We start from the raw sequence: 16,876 nt of genomic DNA, 5'->3' as shown, positions 1-16,876 counted from the left end.
GTCCGTCCGGTCCGGACATAGCGGACCGATCGCCGCACACCGCGCACGAGTTCATCACACGGTGTGCCCCCGATCAATGAACCGTCACACCCCGTCGGCATACTGGCGCGATGCCGATAGCCGAAGATCCAGAACCGCGCCCGTCCGAGGACCGGGCCCCGGACGGGGCGTCCGGAGCGGACGGGAAGGACCCGTTCGCCGACCTCGTCCTGGACGAGGAGTTCATCCGCGGCGCCACCGTGAAGGAGCAGGCGGGTCGCACCCGGATGCTCAGCGCCCGGTGGCAGCACACCCCGCCGGTCGACCCGGGCGGGCGGCGCTCGGTGAACGACGGCCCGCGGAAGGCCAAGCGGTTCGGCCGCGCGCCGAAGCCGGTCGACCCCTGGGGCACCCCGCGCCGCCGGCGGCCGCAGTGGCGGACAGCGCTGTACGTGCTGCTGGCCGTCCTGCTGGTGCTCGCCGCCGTCAACATCGACGGCCTGCGCTCCTGGTACTCCACCCACCTCGGCGACGCCTCCGACCGGCCCGGCAGCGCGCGGACCGTCGCGAAGCCGTCCGCCACGGCGGCCCTGCGGCCGACCGTCGACCACCCGTGGGCCGACTCCCCCGCCGAGAGCTGGGCCTCCGGAGCGGCCGGGATCGAGCTGCCGAAGGCCGCGCAGCCCACCGGCACGTTCAGTGCGGAGCAGGTGGCGGCGCAGCTGAACCTGATCCGGGACTACGTGTCGGCCGCCAACCTGGACCCGAAGCTGATCGCGGGCGGCAGCCCGGACGCCGCGCTGGCGATGCTGGACACCGTGACGCTCGGCACCGCCTCGCGGTCACTGGCCCACCCGTCGCCCGTGGACGACCCCAGCTCGTGGTTCACCCGGTTCGACCCGCTGGAAGCGATCCCGGTGTCCACCGAGGTCAAGGTGCGGGGCTGGATCAGCTACGAGGCCGACGGTGAGAACGGCGTGCGGGTGAAAACCGACATCACCTACGTGTACGCGCTGCGCCCCGGCCCGGAGGCGGCCCGCCGGGCCGCCTCGCCGCGCCCCGCCGCAGGTCCGCCCGCGGCCGTGCGGCCGGTGGGCCTCGTGACGCCCGCCGCCGACGCGGCCGGGGACACCTGGACGACCCGGACCATCGTCCGGCGCAGCGACACCTTCCGCTTCCACGATCCGGCGAAGTACCGCGTCGATCCGAAGAAGGTCTCCGTCGAGCTGACCGTGCCCAGCTTCGGCAACAGCGCCTGCGGCGTCAGCGACGGCTTCCTGCACCCGGAGTTCGACCAGTTCCCGCCGGTCCGGCCGAACCCGACCGGACCGACCCGGGACCCGTACGACCGCGACCAGGCCTTGGGGGGCAACGGCAGCTGCCACGTGCTCAGCCGCGGCTGACCGCCCCGCGGCGGCTCAGCGCTTGCGCTTGTCCCGGCCCGGCGCCCTGGTGTCGGGCCGGCCGCTGCGGCCGGCCCGGCGCCGCCCGTACTGGGCGGTGGCCCGCTCGTACCGGGCGCGCTTGACGGCCTCGCCGGGCGCCTCGACCAGGCCGCGCAGGAAGTAGGCGAACAGCGCGCCGACCCCGCCGATGATCCAGACCACGCCGAGCGACTTGTCCTCGGCCATCCAGCCGGTCAGCTGGTCCTTGCCCTCGCTGAGCAGCTTCCAGTTGCGCAGTCCGGACAGGCAGGAGCAGATCGCCACGGCGGCCACCAGCAGGCCGTTGACGAATCCGCCGTTGTCGGAGAGCCGGACGCCCTCGACGGCGAAGCGCAGGACGAACGCCCCGGCCGCGGCCGCGAGCAGGGCGCCGAGCGGGACGACGACCCGGCGCAGCCGGTAGTCGGTGCCGCGGTCGACCCAGCTGGTGCCGAACCAGCGGATCGGTTCCGGCTCGGGGGCGCCGGCGGGCTTGGGGGTGGGGGTGGGGGTGGGGTCCTCGGTCACACGGCCGATTATCACCCGACGCCCGTCCCTCGACCCAGCACCGGCGGCCCGGCACCCTCCGGCCGCCGGTCCGTACCCGGCGCCCGGCCGGGAAAGCGGCGGAGCCGTCCCGCCGGGGCGGAACGGCTCCTGGTGGCGCGGGAGGGTCAGCCGAGCTTGGAGACGTCCCGGACGGCACCCTTGTCGGCCGAGGTGGCCATCGCGGCGTAGGCCCGCAGCGCCTGGCTGACCTGGCGGTCCCGGTTCTTCGGCCGGTAGCCGCCCTCGGACTCCAGCTTCAGCCGGCGCTCGTGCAGCTCCTCGAAGGAGACCTCCAGCGAGATCGTCCGGCCGGGGATGTCGATGGCGATGATGTCGCCGTCCTCGACCAGGGCGATCGTGCCGCCGGAGGCCGCCTCCGGCGAGGCGTGGCCGATCGACAGGCCCGAGGTGCCGCCGGAGAAGCGGCCGTCGGTGACCAGCGCGCAGGCCTTGCCGAGGCCCCGGCCCTTGAGGAACGAGGTCGGGTAGAGCATCTCCTGCATGCCGGGGCCGCCCTTGGGGCCCTCGTACCGGATGACGACGACGTCGCCCTCCTTGATCCGCTTGGTGAGGATCGCGTCGACCGCGTCCTCCTGGGACTCGACGACGACGGCGGGGCCGCTGAAGGTCCAGATCGACTCGTCGACGCCGGCGGTCTTCACGATGCAGCCGTCCTCGGCGAGGTTGCCGTACAGCACGGCCAGGCCGCCCTCCACCGAGTAGGAGTGCTCGACGCTGCGGATGCAGCCCTTGGCCGCGTCGGTGTCCAGCGTCTCCCAGCGCTCGGACTGCGAGAAGGCCTCGGCGGAGCGGACGCAGCCCGGGGCGGCGTGCCACAGCTCGACGGCCTCGGCGGTCGGCGAGCCGCCGCGGACGTCCCAGGTCTTCAGCCACTCGGCGAGCGAGTCGGAGTGGACGGTGGTCACGTCCTCGTTGAGCATGCCGCCGCGGTAGAGCTCGCCCAGGATGGCGGGGATGCCGCCGGCCCGGTGGACGTCCTCCATGTAGTACGAGCCGTTGGGCGCGACCTTGGAGAGGCAGGGCACCCGGCGCGAGACGGCGTCGATGGCCCGCATGTCGAAGTCCAGCTCGGCCTCCTGGGCGGCGGCGAGCAGGTGCAGGATGGTGTTGGTCGAGCCACCCATCGCGATGTCCAGCGCCACGGCGTTCTCGAAGGCGGCGCGGTTGGCGATCGAGCGGGGCAGGACGCTGTAGTCGTCCTGCTGGTAGTGCCGGTTGGTGATCTCGACGACGGTCTGCCCGGCCCTCTCGTACAGCGCGCGGCGGGCGGTGTGGGTGGCGAGCACCGAGCCGTTGCCGGGCAGCGAGAGGCCGATCGCCTCGGTCAGGCAGTTCATCGAGTTGGCGGTGAACATGCCCGAACAGGAGCCGCAGGTCGGGCAGGCGTTCTCCTCGATGATCGCGATGTCCTCGTCGGAGACGTTCTCGTTCACCGCCTGGGAGATCGCGTCGACCAGGTCCAGCTTGCGCACGGTGCCGTCGACCAGGGTGGCCTTGCCGGCCTCCATCGGGCCGCCGGAGACGAAGACGGTCGGGATGTTGAGGCGCAGCGCGGCCATCAGCATGCCCGGGGTGATCTTGTCGCAGTTGGAGATGCAGATCAGGGCGTCCGCGCAGTGCGCGTTGACCATGTACTCCACCGAGTCGGCGATCAGGTCGCGCGAGGGCAGCGAGTACAGCATGCCGCCGTGGCCCATCGCGATGCCGTCGTCGACCGCGATGGTGTTGAACTCGCGCGGGATGCCGCCCGCCTGCTTGATCGCCTCGGAGACGATCCGGCCGACCGGCTGGAGGTGGGTGTGCCCGGGGACGAACTCGGTGAAGGAGTTGGCGACCGCGATGATCGGCTTGCCGAAGTCCTCGCGGGCTACGCCGGCGGCCCGGAGAAGCGCCCGGGCGCCTGCCATGTTGCGACCGTGGGTGACCGTACGGGACTTCAGCTCGGGCACTGTGCTCCACTCCTTCGGAGGCTGCTCGCGGCCCCGCCGGGAGGGAGGGTGCGCGGCCGCTGTGTCTTCCGAGACTACGCCCGCCGTCCGGCGGCCGGACACCGCGTCCGCGATGCGGTCAGGCCGCGCCGCCCGGGGCCAGTGCGACGGTGAGGTCCAGCACGTAGGGCTCGGTCACCCAGCCGTCCGGGAACTCGGCCAGCAGCGCCTCGCGGTCGGCGGCCAGCAGCGGGGCGCGCCGCTCGGGCGTCAGCGAGGCGAAGTAGGAGCGCGAGGTGAGGTCCGTGATCAGGTGGTCGACGGTGATCCGGCGCTCCCAGCGCAGCACCGCCGTGCGGACCCGCAGGCCGTGGGGGGCGAGCTGACCGACGATCTCTCCGGGAGCGCCGTACCCGTGGTAGAGGCCGGCCATCGCGGCCGCGTGCCGCTCGCCCATCGCGCGCACCCAGCCGACGCCGCTGTCCTTCACGTTCCACCAGGTCGCCAAGGCGCCGCCGGGACGCAGCACGCGCAGCGCCTCGGGGATGGAGAGCTCGGGCCTGGTCCAGTGGAAGGCCTGGGCGTAGGTGACGAGGTCGGCCGAGCGGTCGTGGAAGGGCAGCTCGTCGCCGCTGCCCCTGACCAGCGGCAGGCCCGGCGAGGAGGCCAGGAACTGCGCGCCCATGCCGGGAGTGGGCTCGACGGCGACCACGTCGGCGCCGCGGGCGGCCAGCAGCCGGGTGGAGATGCCGGTACCGGCGCCGACGTCCAGCACCCGGGCGCCCTTGAGGGTGCGGCCGGCCAGGCGCTCCAGTTCGTCGAAGAGTTCGTCGGGGTAGGAGGGGCGGGCCCGGTCGTACTCGGCCGCCACCGAACCGAACGATCCCGCGAGCCGCCGGAAGTCCGGACCGTCCGTCATGTCTCCCCCTCGGTACGACAGTTCGTGGTCAGCGTAGCCGGGCGGGGGTGGCCAGATGAAGACGGGTGAAGGCGAGCGCCTCGGCGAGGTCGGCCTCGCGTTCGGCGGGGGACGCGGAGCGCCGGGTGTTGACCTCCAGCACCACGTGGCCGTCGAAGCCGGTCCGGGCGAGGTGCTCCAGCAGTTCGGCGCAGGGCTGCTTGCCCCGGCCCGGGATCAGGTGTTCGTCCTTGCCCGAGCCGCTGCCGTCGGCCAGGTGGATGTGGGCGAGCCGGTCGCCCATCCGCTCGACCATCGCGAGGGCGTCGATCCGGGAGGTGGCGACGTGCGAGAGGTCGATGGTGAAGTGCCGGTACTCCTCCTCGGTGACGTCCCAGCCGGGGGCGTAGGCCAGCATCTCGCGGTCGCGGTAGCGCCAGGGGTACATGTTCTCGACGGCGAAGCGGACATCGGTCTCACCGGCCATCCGGTTGACGCCCTCGACGAACTCGCGGGCGTACTGGCGCTGCCAGCGGAACGGCGGGTGGACGACGACGGCGCTCGCGCCGAGCTTCTCGGCCGCCGCGCGGGCCCGGACCAGCTTGGTCCACGGGTCGCTGGTCCAGACCCGCTGGGTGATCAGCAGACAGGGCGCGTGCACGGCCAGGATCGGCATCCGGTGGGCGTCGGAGAGCCGGCGCAGCGCCTCGATGTCCTGGCTCACCGGGTCGTTCCAGACCATCACCTCGACTCCGTCGTAGCCGAGCCGCTCGGCCAGTTCGAACGCGATGGCGGTGTTGGCCGGGTAGACCGAGGCGGTGGAGAGCGCCACCTTGGTGTCGGGGATGTGCAGGCCGGGGTGCGGCGGCAGGACGAGCCGGTCGGTGGTGCGCAGCAGCGGGGCCGGGCGGGTGGCGGCCTGCCGGGCGGCCTTGACGGACTTCACGGACTGGACGGCGGCCTTGGCGGCGCCGGCGGCGCGCGCGGTCCGGGTCTCCCGGGACGCGCCCTCGGCGGGTGCGGTGCCGGGGGCCGTGCGGGCGGCGGGGGCCGGTCCGGCCGGCCTCCCGGGGGACTTCCCCGCAGGCTTCCCCGAGGACTTCCCCGCAGGCTTCTCCGCGGTCTTCTTCACGGCCTTTCGCACGGCCTTCGTCGCCGCCTTCTTCACCGCGGCGCCGGGGGTCCTCCCGGCTGCCCGCGGGGTCTTCCCGGCGGTCGTCGCCTCGGCCGCCGCGACGCTCTTCCCGGCCTTCACGCCCTTCACGGCCTTGCCGAGCTTGCGGGTGCGGGGGGCGTCGGCGGCCGCGGGCGACCGGTCCGCGCGGCGCGGGGCGTCCGACCGCGGCTGCCCGTCCCCGGGAGCGCGGCCCTCCCGCGTCCCGTCCTCGCCCGCTGGTTGCGCCACGGGAGACAGCGTAAGCGGACCGCGCCCGGAACGGGGAGCGGCCCTCCCGGTGCGGCCGGGCCGGACCGCCCTCGGGCCCGGCCGGAGCTCAGGTGGCGAGCGCGGGCCGGCGGCGGTCGACGGCGGCGTCCATGGTGTCCAGACGGCGCAGGATGATGCCCTCGCGCAGCGCCCAGGGACAGACGTCGAGCTCGTCCAGGCCGAAGAGGTCCATCGCGGCGTCGGCGACCAGGGCGCCGGCCAGCAGCTGCTTGGCGCGGCCCTCGGAGACACCGGGGATCCGCGCCCGTTCGGCGACGGTCATCGCGGAGAGCCGGGGCAGCCAGGCGGAGAGGTTGCCGCGGGTCAGCCGGCGGTCGGCGTAGGGGCCGGCGTCGGCGGGGGCGGCGCCGGTCATCCGGGCCAGTTGCTTGAAGGTCTTGGAGGTGGCGACCGCGTGGTCGGGGGCGCCGAGCCGGGCGATCTCGCCGGCGACGGTGGCGATCTCGGCCCGGATGTGGCGTCTCAGCTCGCGCAGGACGTCGGGGTCGGCCACGTCGCCGGGCAGCCAGCGGCCGGTGAGCCGGCCGGCGCCGAGCGGCAGCGAGCAGGCGACGTCGGGCTGCTCGTCCAGACCGCAGGCGATCTCCAGCGAACCGCCGCCGATGTCCAGGTTGAGCAGCCGGCCGGAGGACCAGCCGAACCAGCGGCGCACGGCGAGGAACGTGAGCCGCGCCTCGTCCTGCCCGGAGAGCACCCGCAGGTCGACGCCGGTCTCCTCGGCGACCCGGCGCAGCACCTCCTCGCCGTTGGCGGCCTCCCGGACGGCGGAGGTGGCGAACGGCAGGATGTCGACCACGCCCTTGTCCTCGGCGACCCGCAGCGAGGAGGCGACCATGCCGACCAGCTTCGCCACTCCGGGCTCGCTTATCGCGCCCCGGTCGTCGAGGAGTTCGGCGAGCCGCAGCTCGGCCTTGTGGGAGTAGGCGGGCACCGGGGCGGCCCCGGGGTGGGCGTCCACCACGAGGAAGTGGACCGTGTTGGAACCTACGTCGAGAACACCGAGTCGCATAACTCTCCACGCTACGCGATCCCGCCCCGCCGCAGACCTGGCACGTCGGTACTCGTTCCGGTCCGGCGGGCTGGTCCGGCGGGTTGGTCCGGACCACCGGCGGCGGCCGGGTCCGGTCCGGCCGACCGGGCCTAGTGCCCGCGGCTGTCGGGCGGGGCGGCCGGGCGGGCGGTGCGGCACTCGGCGTCGGCCCAGCGGCGGGCCCGGCCGGGGGCGTCGGTGATCAGGCCGTCGGCCTTCCGGTCGCTCATCAGCTGCCAGGACTCCTCGTCGTCCAGGGTCCAGACGTAGACCTCGCGGCCGGCCGCGCGCTCCGTCCCGATCCGGGCGGCGGTGGCCAGCGTCGTGTCCAGCGCGATGCCGTACAGCGGCAGGCCGCCGGGGTCGTCGGCGAGCGAGGCGCCCTGGATGAGGACGACCGGCAGGGCGGGGGCGACCGCGTGGGCCTGGCGCAGGTGATCGGCGGAGAACGAGTAGAGGAACACCCGGGCGCCGCTGCCGGCCGCGAGCCGGGCGATCCGGGCCACGTCCTCGGCGCGCTGCCACTTGATCTCCATCAGCAGCCTGACCCGGCTGCCCGCGAGACGCCTCAGCAGCTGGTCCAGCGTCGGCACGGGCTCGGCGGGTCCGGGGCCGACGGTCACCCGCAGACCGGCGAGCTGAGCGGCGGTCAGGTCGGCGACGGCGCCCCTGCCGTCGGTGGTGCGGTCCACGGTGGCGTCGTGCATCAGCACCGGAACGCCGTCCTTGGTGGTCTGGACGTCGGTCTCCAGCCAGTCCGCGCCCTGGTCGAGGGCCTTCTCGAAGGAGGCCATGGTGTTCTCGGGGGCGTCGAGCGGTGATCCCCGGTGGCCGATCACCACCGGTGCGTCGCAGACCTGCCGGGCGGCGACCGGGCCGGCCCGGAGTCCGGGCGCGGAGGCGCAGCCGGCGGCCAGGACCGCGAGGGCGGCGAGGAGGGCCGCGTGGGCGGTGCGGGGCGAGGCGGTCACGGCTCGGGCTCCAGCTCTGGTTCGGACGCCGGGAGGTGGGACACCCGGGACGGTGCGACACCCGGCAGGGTACGGGCGCCGGGAAATCCTCGAACGGCCGCCGTGGGACCGGCAAGCCGGCCGACCGGCGCGTCGGTTCCCCTCAGCCTGCGCCCGCCGCCCGGCGGGCCCGGTCGCGGCGCACCGCGGGTCACCCGGACGCCCACCCGGTGCGGCGGGCCCGCCCCTACAGCAGACCGTCCCACAGCTGCTCGACGATGACGGCCCACCAGTTCTCCGGGTCGTCGAAGACCGTCGGGTCGATCGCCGCCAGGGCGCGCTGCAGGTCCGCGACGGCGGCGCCGGCGGCCCGCGGGTCGAGCCCGCGGAGGCCGGGCAGCCGGCGGGCGAACAGGGCCAGGCCGCGGACGAAGGCCGCCGGCCCGGCGTTGCAGTGCCGGGCGGTGGCGTAGTCGGGGTCGACGGCCCGGACGGCGCCGCAGGCGGTGTCCAGCGTGATCAGCGCCCAGCCGTCGGTGCCGAGCAGCAGCTGCGGGGCCAGCGCGAGGCGCTCGCGCTCGGCCACCCGGGTGCCGCGGCCGATGTCCGCCAGGTGGGCGGCCACGGGGGGCAGCACCGTACCGGGCCGGGTGCCGTCCGCGACGGCGTCCGGCCGCGGGTGGTGCAGGGCGAAGAACCCCTCGACCACGACCGGCACACCGACCGTGAGCAGCACCCGGGCGGTGGCCTCCGGAAGGTCCGCCCGGGCGACGTCGGCCGGGTCGAAGCGCTGGACGCCCCCGGCACCGAACACCTCCACCAGCAGGGCCGCCGGCTCCCCGTCCGGTTCGGCGGCCGGGGCCGGTCCGGCGGGCGGGAAGGGCACCCGGTTGCGGACCGGTCGGCCGGGCTCGGCCGGCAACCCGCGGACCGCCGCCGCCCGGTGGTCGAAGCGCGGCCCGTACGCCAGGTCGGCGTCCACCCGGACCCCCGGCAGCTCGGCGGCCAGCGCGTACGCCCAGTAGCCGCCGGGCAGCCCGCTCAGCCGCAGATCGGTGTGGACGGCCAGCACGTCCTCCGCCCGGACGCCCCGCTCCCGCAGCCACCACCAGCCGCGCAGCGCCGGGTGCGGCAGGCCGGGCGCCGACCGCAGCACCAGGGACCGCACCTCGCCGAGGTCGTCGCGATAGGTCAGCTCGGCCCGGGTGCCCGGCCCGGTGGCCGGCGGCAGGGCCGGGTCGTGGGCGCCGGCCCCGAGGAAGTCCCGGTAGAGCGTGGTCACTTCGTCCACCGGTAGGGACGGCCAGACGGTGAACCGCCCGGTCGCCCGGTCCACCACGGCGCAGGCCGCCCCGACCTCCTCGGGCGCGCGCCGCTCCCCCGTCAACGGGTCCACCCCGACCGGTGAGGGCTCCGCCCAGACCACCCACCCGAGGTCGAACTCGTGCGAGTGCACCCGCCGGCTCCCGGTCGAGGCGTCGGCGGAGGCTCTGGGCAGCTCGCCGTTGATCCAGCGGTGGGCGGCCTCGATCGCCTGCGCGCGGGTGGTCACAGGGTGGTGCTCCTTGCGTGGACGCGGTCGGGGTACGGCGGGCGGGCGGGGTACGGCTCGCGGTCGGGGTGCGGCGGGCGGGGTGTCACCGGGTGCCGCTCGTCGCGGGTTCGGGGCGGCGGGCACCGAGGTCGAGCGGGCGGCCGTCCGGACCGAGGGCGATGGCCCAGAGGCCGTGACCCCCGTCGTGCAGGGGCTCGGCCCCCCGACGGCCGACCTGGTGGTCGAGGTAGGTCACGGTGTCCCGGTGGTTGACGGCGTTCCAGGCGTGCGGGCGGCCGAAGCCGTCCAGGGTGAGCAGGACGGCCTGGGAGCCGTGACCGGCCCGCCGCAGTTCGCCGGCCAGGCGGCCGAAGGCCGGACCGCCGTCGCCGAGGTCACGGAACGGCGCGCCGAGTTCGCGCTCGGCGCGGTCGCGGCCGCCGCGCTCGCCGGCGTCGCCCTCGGTGGGGACGCGCGGCGCGGCGCAGGTCGGCCGGCCGGTGAAGGTGTCGACGGCGGAGAGCGCGATCTCCAGGCTGTTGTTGGCCCGGCCCGGGGCCTGCGGGCCGGTGGCGTTGACGACCTCCGTCCAGCCGCCGGCCGCCGGGTCGGGGTGGCGCACGGGCAGGCCGTCGCCGTTCCGGGGCACCCGGCGTTCGACCTCGCGCCGGTGCTCGGGGTCGACCGGCGCCAGCCCGCCGGGCAGGCCGTACGGGCGGCTGTCGGCGATGGTCCGCAGCCGGACCTGGTGCTCCTCGGGGCCGCTGCCGAGCAGGGCCCGCCGGGCGAGCTGGAGCGCCATGGCGTGCGCGGTGGCGACCGGGACGGCGGCCCAGGCGAGACCGTGCCCGCCCTCGGCCGGGGAGGCGTCGGGGCGGCGCCGGTGGTCGTCCGGGTGGCCTTCGGGGCGGCCGGCACCGACGGGCAGCGGGACCGTCGGCTGCGGGACGGGCACGGTGACGGGCGCGGTGACGGGGTGCGGGGTGCCGGTGGCCCCCCGCGGACCGCCGGCGCCGAGACCCGCGCCGACACCCGGGCGGGCCTCGGCCGGGGCGTGCTGTCCGGGGGAGGCGCTGCCGGGTACCCCGGGCGTGCCCGGCGCACCGGCCGCCGGAACACCGGCCGCCGGGACACCCGCCGCCGGAGCACCCGGGCCGGGGACGACGACCGGGCCGACGGGCCCGGCCGGGACCGCCGCACCGGGGTGGGCGGCCCCCGCCGACGCACCGGCACCGACCCCGCTGCCGAACGGCGCCGGCCCGTGCCCGGCCGCCACCGGCCCGCCGTAGGAGCTGCCGGGGGTACCCGCGAACGGGCCCGGACCGGTCGGCCCGGCCGCCACCGGCACGCTGTACGAGCCGCCGTAGGAGCTGCCGTACAAACTGCCCTGGGCGCCACCGCCGGACGGGCCGTCCGGCGCCGACGGGTAGTGCGCGGGTGCGGCCGGACCGGACGGGGCGGGCGGCGCGAGCACCGAGTCGGTCCGTACCGTCACCGGGGCGCCCCCGCCCCCGGGGTGCGCGGCCGGGGCCGCGGGCGGCAGGTGGTAGTCGTCGTCGGCCGGACCGGCGGAGCCGATCGGGCCACCACCGCCGGGGTGTGCCGGGGCCGCCGGACGGCCCGCGCCGTCCGGGTGGCCGGCCGGCGCCCAGTCACCACCACCACCGGCCGCCACCGCGGCCCGCACCGGCCCGACGCCACCGGACCCGTCCGCCTCCGGACGGCCCGCCGCCCCGTCCGGCCGGGGGTGCCCGCCGGCATCCGGGCCCGCCGTCACGACCACGTCGTCCGGCCCGACCCCGGGAACCCCGGCCCCGGGCACGCCGGGCGCCCCGGGCACGCCCGGCAGTACGGCGCCCGGCCCGTCGGCGAGCGGGCCGCCCGGCCTGCCGTCCAGCCCGTGGCCGTTCCTTCCGGCGCCCGCCGCGAGGTCGGCCAGCGGCACGCCGCGGACCTCCTTGCCGTTCTGGTCGGTCAGCACCGGCCGGCCGTCCTCGCCGAGCACCGGCCGCCCCTGCTCGTCCAGCTCCACGGTGAGGTCCTCGACCCCGACCAGGGGCTTGCCGTCCGGCCCCGCGACGACGAGCAGCCCGCTCGCGTCCGCCACCGGGGTGCCGTCCGCCCGGACGATGACCGGGTCGCCGTGCTCGTCCAGCACCGGCCGGCCGGCCGCGTCGAGCTTGACCACCAGACCCGGCACCCCGACCACGGGCCTGCCGTCCTGACCCAGCACCACCGCCAGGCCCGTGCCGTCCGCCCCCAGCACGCCCGGCTCGGCGAGCGCGGCGGGCAGCCCGGCGGCGACCGGGTCGAACGCACCACCGGTGAACGACGCCGGCCGCACCCTGGTCCCGCCGCCCGGCGCGAGGCGCAGCAGCGCGACCACGGCGGGCTCCTTGAGCGTGCCGTTCAGCCCGTCCTTCATGGCCCGGCCGAGTTCGTCCAGCAGGCCGCCGATCTTCAGCCCGGCGCTCTCGACCGCGATCGCCGCCATGGCCTCGGCGACCTGCTCGGTGGCGGCGTCCCGGACACCGCCGGCCACCGTGCCGAGGGTCTGCCGCAGACCGCCGAAGACCCCGCCGGGCGCCGCCTCGCCGGTGCGGGCGGCGGTGGCGACCCCGGCCGCCGCGGCCTTGGCCCGGGCCGCCTGTTCGTCGGCCTTCCGCAGTTCGGCCGCCAGCTCGGTCAGGGTGGCGACGAGCTCGGCCTTGCAGCTGTCCACGGCCCGGGCGGCCGTGTCGAAGGCGCCGGCCACCAGGGTGGTGGCGGTGTGCGCGTCGTCCAGATGGCCCTTGCCGCCGCCGCTGAACGCCCGCCAGTACTCGCCGAAGGCCTCCACGGCGCGGCCGGAGTTCTCCCCGGTGACGCGCTTGGCGGAGTCCCCGCCGCGCTTGCCGAGGCGTTCGGCCTCGGTGCCGAAGTCGCGCCAGAGGCCGGCCGCCCTGCGCAGTCCGTCCTCGTCGGCCTGCGGCCACCGGTGGCCGGTCCTGGCCAGCACCGGCGCCAGCTCCTCGGGCAGCTTCCGGGACATGCGCCTCCCCCTTCGACGTACGGACGTTCGACGTGCGGACCGCGACGTGCGGCCTGGAACGCGGCCGCCGACGGGCCGGGCCCCGGACGGGCGGCCCCGCAGCGCGACCCTGAACCCGCGGCCCCGGACGGGCGGCCCACCGGCGTGCGGCCCACCGCTTACGGCCCCACCCGCCGGACCGCCGGACCGTCAGGCCGACCTGTCCTTGGGGACGGTGGTCGGGGCCCCCGGGGTTGCGGCCGGCGTCCCGGGATTCCCGCCCGCCGCCGGGCCGCCGGGCCCGCCTTTGCCCGGGCCGCCGCCGAAGCCCGCGGCGGCCGTCGTCTCGGCGTCGACCGTCCGCTCCGCCATGGTGTGCAGCCCGGATCCGACCTGCCCCAGCTGCCCGGCCAGCCCGCGCAGGCCGCCGAGCAGCCCACCGCGCGCGCCCTGGTAGACGGCCGCGAACCCGCTGCCCGGCCGGTCCAGCCCCCAGGGGCTGCCGAGCGCGGTGAGGGACTGCTCCAGACCGGCGGCGGCCTTCCCGAAGTCCTCCGAGATCTTCTCGAACTCCCGCCCCTCGCCGTGCAGTTCCCACGGCTTGAGGGCGAACCTGCCGCTCCCGGCGTCACCGCTGCTGCTGCCGCTGGCCATCCCCGTACCTCCCCGTAGCGGACCGGCCGCCATCCTAGGGGTGCCACCGGGCCGGGCCGCAGCACGCCGATGACCTCTTCACCCCGCCTTCACCCCGTCCGGCGGCGGCGTCGTCGGCCACCGCGCGACGAAATCACCGCAAATGCCCCGGCCACGGGCGGTTCGCACCGCCGTGAAGGCTCTACCCTTGCCGGGTGGCAGCAGCAGAGACGTCCAAGAAGAAGCCCAAGGCCGGCGCGACCCCGGTCGACCTCGCGATGCCGACCCTGCGCGCCGAGGTCCCGCTCGACGCCCCGCGCCCCGAGGTCCCGCTCGACTTCCCGCGCGCCTGGGTCGAGTTCGCCGACCCCGACGACGAGGAGCAGGTCTTCCGCTGCGACCTCACCTGGCTGACCTCCCGCTGGACGTGCATCTTCGGCCGGGGCTGCCAGGGCATCCGCGAGGGCCGGGGCGAGTCGGACGGCTGCTGCACGCTCGGGGCCCACTACTCGGACGAGGACGACGAGCAGCGCGTGGCCGGCCACGCGGCCCGGCTGACGCCCGAGATCTGGGAGAACTTCGCGCACGGCACCGACGCCAAGGGCCGGATCAGACTCGACGGCGGCATCACCATGTTCGACGAGGACGGCGACCGGCAGACCCGGCGGGTCAACGGCGCCTGCCTGTTCCTCAACAGCCCCGGCTTCCCCGGCGGCGCCGGCTGCGCCCTGCACACCCTCGCGCTCAAGGAGGGCAAGGAGCCGCTGGAGACCAAGCCGGACGTCTGCTGGCAGCTCCCGGTGCGCCGCACCTACGACTGGATCGACCGCCCGGACGACACCCGCTACCTCCAGGTCACCATCGGCGAGTACGACCGGCGGGGCTGGGGCCCGGGCGGCCACGACCTGCACTGGTGGTGCACCGGCAGCCCGGACGCGCACACCGGCCCGGACCCGGTGTACATCAGCTACCGCCCCGAACTGACCGAGTTGATGGGCCCGGCCGGGTACCAGGTGCTGGCCGGCCTCTGCGAGCAGCGGATCGCCACCAAGGGCGACCGCAAGGTGGCCCCGCACCCGGCCGACCCGGCGAAGAAGACCGGCAGGAAGTAGTCCCCCGCCCGCGTCGCCGCCGCCCCGCGCCACCCGCCGGGGCGGCGCCGCGCACCCCGGGCACCGCGCACCCGGGCGCCGCCGCCCGCCCCGGGCGCGGCTACTTGTCGATGTCGCCGACGACGAAGAACATCGAGCCCAGGATGGCCACCATGTCGGCGACCAGGGTGCCGGGCAGCAACTCGGTGAGCGCCTGGATGTTGTTGAAGGACGCCGAGCGCAGCTTCAGCCGCCACGGCGTCTTGTCGCCGCGCGAGACCAGGTAGTAGCCGTTGACGCCGAGCGGGTTCTCCGTCCAGGCGTAGGTGCTGCCCTCGGGGGCCTTGAGCACCTTGGGCAGCCTCAGGTTGACCGGGCCGGGCGCCAGCGTGGCGAGCTTGTCCAGGCAGGCGTCCGCGAGGTCCAGCGAGTTGACCGTCTGCTCCAGCAGGCACTCGAACCGGGCCAGGCAGTCGCCCTCCTCGCGGGTGACCACGGTCAGCACCTCGCGCAGCTCGTCCGAGCCGTACGCCAGGTAGGGCTCGTCGCGGCGCAGGTCGAAGTCGAGCCCGCTGGCCCGCGCGATCGGACCGCTGACCCCGTACGCCTCGGCGTGCGCCTTGCCGAGCACGCCGACGCCGGCGGTGCGGGCCCGGAAGATCTCGTTGCCGAGGACGAGTTCCTCGAAGACCGGCAGCTGCGAGCGGACGGTGGCGACCGCCGCCCGGACCCGGCCGAGCCAACCGGCCGGCACGTCCTCCTTGAGGCCGCCGACCCGGTTGAACATGTAGTGCATCCGGCCGCCGGAGGCCTCCTCCAGCACGTGCTGGAGGTCCTCGCGGCCGGTGAAGGCGTGGAAGATCGGGGTGATCCCGCCCAGCTCCAGCGGGTAGGAGCCGAGGAACATCAGGTGGTTGAGGACGCGGTTCAGCTCCGCGAGCATGGTGCGGATCCAGACCGCGCGCTCGGGCACCTCCATGCCGAGCATCCGCTCGACGCCGAGCACCACGCCCAGCTCGTTGGCGAACGCGGAGAGCCAGTCGTGCCGGTTCGCCAGCATGATGATCTGCCGGTAGTCGCGGGCTTCGAAGAGCTTCTCCGCGCCGCGGTGCATGTAGCCGATCACCGGCTCCGCGGTGACGATCCGCTCGCCGTCCAGCACCAGCTTCAGCCGCAGCACACCGTGGGTCGCGGGGTGCTGCGGGCCGATGTTGAGCACCATGTCGGTACTCCCCGCCTCGCCGGTGAAGTTCTCGGCTCCCGCCCCGATGCCGACCGTGGTCTCCCTCATGACCCGAGAGTCTGCCATCCCCCGAGGCCGGCGAGGCTCTCCGGTACCGACATGCGGACGGCCTGCGCGAGCCAGCCGAACGCGCCCAGGCCCGCCGGGTCGGTCAGCTCGGCGCCCTCCCCGGCGCCGCCGAGCGCCCGCAGGTAGGCCACCGGGTCGGTGGAGGCCAGCGCCAGCGGCGGGCGGGCCCCGCTCACTCCGAGCGCCCGGAGCGCCTCCCGCTGGGTTGTCCACAGGCTGTGGAGGGCGGGCGCGGCCACCGCGTCCAGCGCCACGTGCGCGGTGAGGTCGCAGGAGCCGTCCGGTACCGGGCGCACCTCACGGCCCGCCCGGAAGCCGGTCAGGGTGGGCAGGACCGGGCGGCTCCCGGCGGTGTGCCCGTAGTCCGCCGTCACCGCGAGGCCGCGCTCGATCCCCGCGACGGCCGAGGCCCAGCGGGCGTCACGGGGGGTGCCGAACTCCACCACGTCCCCGGGCTCCGGGGCCGGCCACCAGCGCGCGGCCCACGCCGCGTCGGCCTCGTCCACCGCGCCGCCGAGCCGCTCCTCGCCGGTCGCGGTGTCCACCTCGACGTAGCGCAGCACCCCGTCCCCGTCCACCTCCGCGAGGTCCAGCGGCACGTTGTCCAGCCACTCGTTGGCGAACAGCAGGCCGCTGACGCCGCGCGGCACCTCGTCCGTCCACAGGGCTGTGGACGGCAGTCCGGCCGGGCGGCCCGCCGCGATCTCCACCCCGTAGGGCCGCAGCCGGGCCAGCACCCGGTCCGGCAGCTCGGCCAGCACCCCGGCCAGCAACTCACCGCGACCGGCCCCGACGTCCACGAAGGCCAGCTCCTCCGGACGGCCAAGCGCCGCGTCCACGTCCAGCAGCAGGCGGGCGACCGCGCGGGCGAACAGCGGGGAGGCGTGCACGGAGGTGCGGAAGTGCCCGGCCGGGCCCTCCGGCCTGCGGTAGAAGCCGCCCTCCGGGGCGTAGAGGGCCTCTTCCATGGCGGGCCGCCACCGCATCCAACTCATGCCGCGGGACGCTACCCGGCCGCGGGCCGACCCTCCCAACCGGAGCCGGGGGTTCTCCGACCTAGGGAGTAGAGC

Annotated in this window: 13 protein-coding genes; 2 read left to right on the top strand and 11 right to left on the bottom strand. The window is 75.9% G+C overall.

Translation table 11 applies throughout. From position 1 onward, the window contains the following. Positions 1–110: 110 nt before the first annotated feature. The gene (locus ACFXHB_RS03110; RefSeq protein ID WP_380571577.1) at positions 111–1,382 is read left to right on the top strand and encodes a hypothetical protein; all 1,272 of its coding nucleotides are present in this window, start codon (positions 111–113) and stop codon (positions 1,380–1,382) included. Between the two features lie 15 nt (positions 1,383–1,397). Here ACFXHB_RS03110 and ACFXHB_RS03105 read toward each other — a convergent pair whose 3' ends face one another. The 9 genes from ACFXHB_RS03105 to ACFXHB_RS03065 all read right to left on the bottom strand — a co-directional run bounded on the left by ACFXHB_RS03105 (position 1,398) and on the right by ACFXHB_RS03065 (position 13,424). Continuing rightward, complete coding sequence (locus tag ACFXHB_RS03105) at positions 1,398–1,931, bottom strand: hypothetical protein (RefSeq protein WP_380571576.1); 534 nt, start codon at positions 1,929–1,931, stop codon at positions 1,398–1,400. 146 nt (positions 1,932–2,077) lie between these two features. Continuing rightward, on the bottom strand, positions 2,078–3,922 hold the full coding sequence (gene ilvD / locus ACFXHB_RS03100) for a dihydroxy-acid dehydratase (RefSeq protein WP_380571575.1): 1,845 nt from the start codon (positions 3,920–3,922) through the stop codon (positions 2,078–2,080). 118 nt (positions 3,923–4,040) lie between these two features. After that, complete coding sequence (locus tag ACFXHB_RS03095; RefSeq protein WP_380571574.1) at positions 4,041–4,820, bottom strand: class I SAM-dependent methyltransferase; 780 nt, start codon at positions 4,818–4,820, stop codon at positions 4,041–4,043. 28 nt (positions 4,821–4,848) lie between these two features. Continuing rightward, entirely contained in the window at positions 4,849–5,652 is an 804-nt protein-coding gene (locus tag ACFXHB_RS03090; protein WP_380571739.1) for a sugar phosphate isomerase/epimerase family protein, read from the bottom strand. Positions 5,653–6,292: 640 nt separating this feature from the next. Continuing rightward, on the bottom strand, positions 6,293–7,255 hold the full coding sequence (locus tag ACFXHB_RS03085) for a Ppx/GppA family phosphatase (RefSeq protein ID WP_380571573.1): 963 nt from the start codon (positions 7,253–7,255) through the stop codon (positions 6,293–6,295). Between the two features lie 131 nt (positions 7,256–7,386). Beyond that, positions 7,387–8,247, bottom strand: a complete 861-nt coding sequence (locus ACFXHB_RS03080; protein WP_380571572.1) for a glycerophosphodiester phosphodiesterase — start codon at positions 8,245–8,247, stop codon at positions 7,387–7,389. Positions 8,248–8,473: 226 nt separating this feature from the next. Further along, positions 8,474–9,778, bottom strand: coding sequence for an SUKH-4 family immunity protein (locus ACFXHB_RS03075; protein WP_380571571.1), 1,305 nt, complete (start codon positions 9,776–9,778; stop codon positions 8,474–8,476). A gap of 85 nt (positions 9,779–9,863) precedes the next feature. Then, positions 9,864–12,791, bottom strand: coding sequence for a toxin glutamine deamidase domain-containing protein (locus ACFXHB_RS03070; protein ID WP_380571570.1), 2,928 nt, complete (start codon positions 12,789–12,791; stop codon positions 9,864–9,866). A 189-nt stretch (positions 12,792–12,980) separates the two neighbouring features. Further along, positions 12,981–13,424 carry a hypothetical protein gene (locus ACFXHB_RS03065; RefSeq protein WP_380571569.1) on the bottom strand — a complete coding sequence of 148 codons (444 nt, stop codon included), beginning with the start codon at positions 13,422–13,424 and terminating at the stop codon, positions 12,981–12,983. A gap of 257 nt (positions 13,425–13,681) precedes the next feature. On the opposite strand from ACFXHB_RS03065, the gene ACFXHB_RS03060 reads away from it, so the two are divergent. Continuing rightward, positions 13,682–14,515 carry a hypothetical protein gene (locus tag ACFXHB_RS03060; RefSeq protein ID WP_380571737.1) on the top strand — a complete coding sequence of 278 codons (834 nt, stop codon included), beginning with the start codon at positions 13,682–13,684 and terminating at the stop codon, positions 14,513–14,515. 100 nt (positions 14,516–14,615) lie between these two features. Here ACFXHB_RS03060 and ACFXHB_RS03055 read toward each other — a convergent pair whose 3' ends face one another. Both ACFXHB_RS03055 and ACFXHB_RS03050 read right to left on the bottom strand, forming a co-directional pair. Continuing rightward, a complete protein-coding gene (locus ACFXHB_RS03055; protein ID WP_380571568.1) occupies positions 14,616–15,785 on the bottom strand; it encodes an NADH-quinone oxidoreductase subunit D in 1,170 nt (389 codons plus the stop codon). Beyond that, entirely contained in the window at positions 15,782–16,801 is a 1,020-nt protein-coding gene (locus tag ACFXHB_RS03050) for an SAM-dependent methyltransferase (RefSeq protein WP_380571567.1), read from the bottom strand. Before ACFXHB_RS03050 ends, ACFXHB_RS03055 begins: the two co-directional genes overlap by 4 nt. Between the last annotated feature and the right edge of the window lie 75 nt (positions 16,802–16,876).

The sequence above is a fragment of the Kitasatospora sp. NPDC059327 genome (assembly GCF_042752535.1).
Taxonomy (GTDB): Bacteria; Actinomycetota; Actinomycetes; order Streptomycetales; family Streptomycetaceae; genus Kitasatospora.
The sequence above is the reverse complement of the archived record's forward strand: the minus strand, read 5'-3'. Positions and strand labels throughout refer to the sequence as shown.

Coding starts and splice junctions, on each gene's coding strand:
- ACFXHB_RS03110 (WP_380571577.1), top strand. CDS start 111: ATGCCGATAGCCGAAGATCCAGAACCGCGCCCGTCCGAGGACCGGGCC.
- ACFXHB_RS03095 (WP_380571574.1), bottom strand. CDS start 4,820: ATGACGGACGGTCCGGACTTCCGGCGGCTCGCGGGATCGTTCGGTTCG.
- ACFXHB_RS03085 (WP_380571573.1), bottom strand. CDS start 7,255: ATGCGACTCGGTGTTCTCGACGTAGGTTCCAACACGGTCCACTTCCTC.
- ACFXHB_RS03070 (WP_380571570.1), bottom strand. CDS start 12,791: ATGTCCCGGAAGCTGCCCGAGGAGCTGGCGCCGGTGCTGGCCAGGACC.
- ACFXHB_RS03065 (WP_380571569.1), bottom strand. CDS start 13,424: ATGGCCAGCGGCAGCAGCAGCGGTGACGCCGGGAGCGGCAGGTTCGCC.
- ACFXHB_RS03060 (WP_380571737.1), top strand. CDS start 13,682: ATGCCGACCCTGCGCGCCGAGGTCCCGCTCGACGCCCCGCGCCCCGAG.
- ACFXHB_RS03055 (WP_380571568.1), bottom strand. CDS start 15,785: ATGAGGGAGACCACGGTCGGCATCGGGGCGGGAGCCGAGAACTTCACC.
- ACFXHB_RS03050 (WP_380571567.1), bottom strand. CDS start 16,801: ATGAGTTGGATGCGGTGGCGGCCCGCCATGGAAGAGGCCCTCTACGCC.